This is a genomic window from aff. Roholtiella sp. LEGE 12411, from assembly GCF_015206995.1.
In the GTDB taxonomy this organism is placed as follows: domain Bacteria; phylum Cyanobacteriota; class Cyanobacteriia; order Cyanobacteriales; family Nostocaceae; genus Komarekiella.
On record NZ_JADEXR010000302.1, the window covers coordinates 1 to 1763 of the forward strand.

Annotated in this window: 1 protein-coding gene; it reads right to left on the minus strand. The window is 48.6% G+C overall.

Annotated features, from left to right (window positions below):
- A partial coding sequence (locus IQ246_RS29540; RefSeq protein WP_339379290.1) for a plasmid replication protein, CyRepA1 family occupies window positions 1-1763 on the minus strand: 1763 nt, incomplete at both ends.

Below are 1763 nucleotides of genomic sequence, written 5' to 3' on the forward strand. Positions count from 1 at the left end.
ACCAACCAATCGCACACCACAGACCTATACCCGTGGGCAAAGTTAACCCAAACCTGCCATTGCCCCAAATACCCATTCCAGTAAGGTTCACCATCAGCAACACCGACAGCCGAGCCGATTGTGGAGACTAGCTCACTGTAGAACTGGCCAACACTGTCTAGTCCTTGGCGCATTTTCAGCTTCAGCCCCTTCCACCCGTGGGTAGCAGGACTTTCCAGTGGCGTGAGTGTTTGAGGAATATCCTGGGGAGTGGTGTCAATAACTGGTGTAGTTGTACTTATATTATTGCTGACTGACACCGAATCACGATTTAATGCTTCATCTCGATTTAACCACTGCCCAAAAATCGAATCACGCTGATCATCAGGGGCAACAAACCGATAAACACACTCCCGATTTTGACGCTTACCCAACCGACCAACATAATCCAACTTCAAATCAATCTTGGCAAGTAATTTCTGTGCGATCGCTATGGAAGTAAGTTTTTCTGAGATACTGACATTCAAGTAATTCTTAATAACCTGCCGATGCTTTAAGGCCAGTGCCTTAAACTCCACCATCTTCTCGTCGCTGCCACGTAACTGAACGTCTGGTGTAAGAAACTGCAACAGATTTAGATTTTCCAGTAACAACACAGCAGGTAATAACTGCCCCTTGTTAAAATCTGGTTTCCAAACAGAATTCTCCCCAGCCTCTAACTGCGCTGCTGCCCGTTTCGCATCACGGTTGGTCAGAAACTCTCGCCCCAGCGTCAAATAATAGTGCATCCGCAGTTGAGGATACCACCCATCGTCATCCTTCTCAACCAAATCAGGGGTTACGTCAATTTCGTAGCGACGGGATAATTCAGCCAAGCGCTGCTGGTGTCGTTCAGTTTTGGTTTTGGCCCTTGTGTCTTGCAGCTTCTTGAGTTCGGCATCAGAGATGATTGGAGAACCCGCGATCGCCTGACACTCAGCAGTATACAATTCAACAGACGCGGCTTTAACCGACTCAATTACTGCCCCACTCTCGTCATCGTCAGCATCGTCGGCATCAATAACGGTGTACCCATCTTCGACCAAACCCCCAAGCACAGACTCCCGATAGCGCCGCATCTCGACGTTGATGACAGAACCACGCTTACCCCAAGTCTGCAATGACTCTGGCTGGAAGTTCTGGTCAATAAAGCTGTAATCCTCATTGTCCGCCGCCGACAACAGCGCAATGTTCGCTTGTGTTGCGACGTGTTGACTTCTGAGCAATCCTCCGATGGATGTGGAACCATTGCCCACAACCGACATCCCCCATTCTCTCACCCAAATGTGACGGTCAACTGTTTCCCTAACCCTTGCCAACATCTGACGCACGGAGTTAACCGGTTGCACACCCTGAAATATCCCCCAAACACCATCAAAATGCCCTTGAATGTCGATGGATACCCCAGTTTCTAAACTTGGAGAAGCGATAACCAAATCATACTGGGTGAGAATTTCGTTCAGGTGAGCGATACACCCCATAGCCGCATGAGATGGATCAGCAACAGATTCGCTGTCTATTCGCAGAATCCGTAGGTGTGGAAATTTGCGGCGAAAACGTTCCTCCAATGCTTGGGTTCCCCATTTGGATTTTGCCTTTTGAGCAGAGCAGCACAGTAAATGATGCCCCCCTTTGGCAATGGCCTTGTCGAGTGCCGCAATCAAATTCTTCGGATTACTACCAGAGTAGTTGTAACAGTTTCCGGCACTATCCCGATAATTGTTGACGATGACGAAGGGATTAAC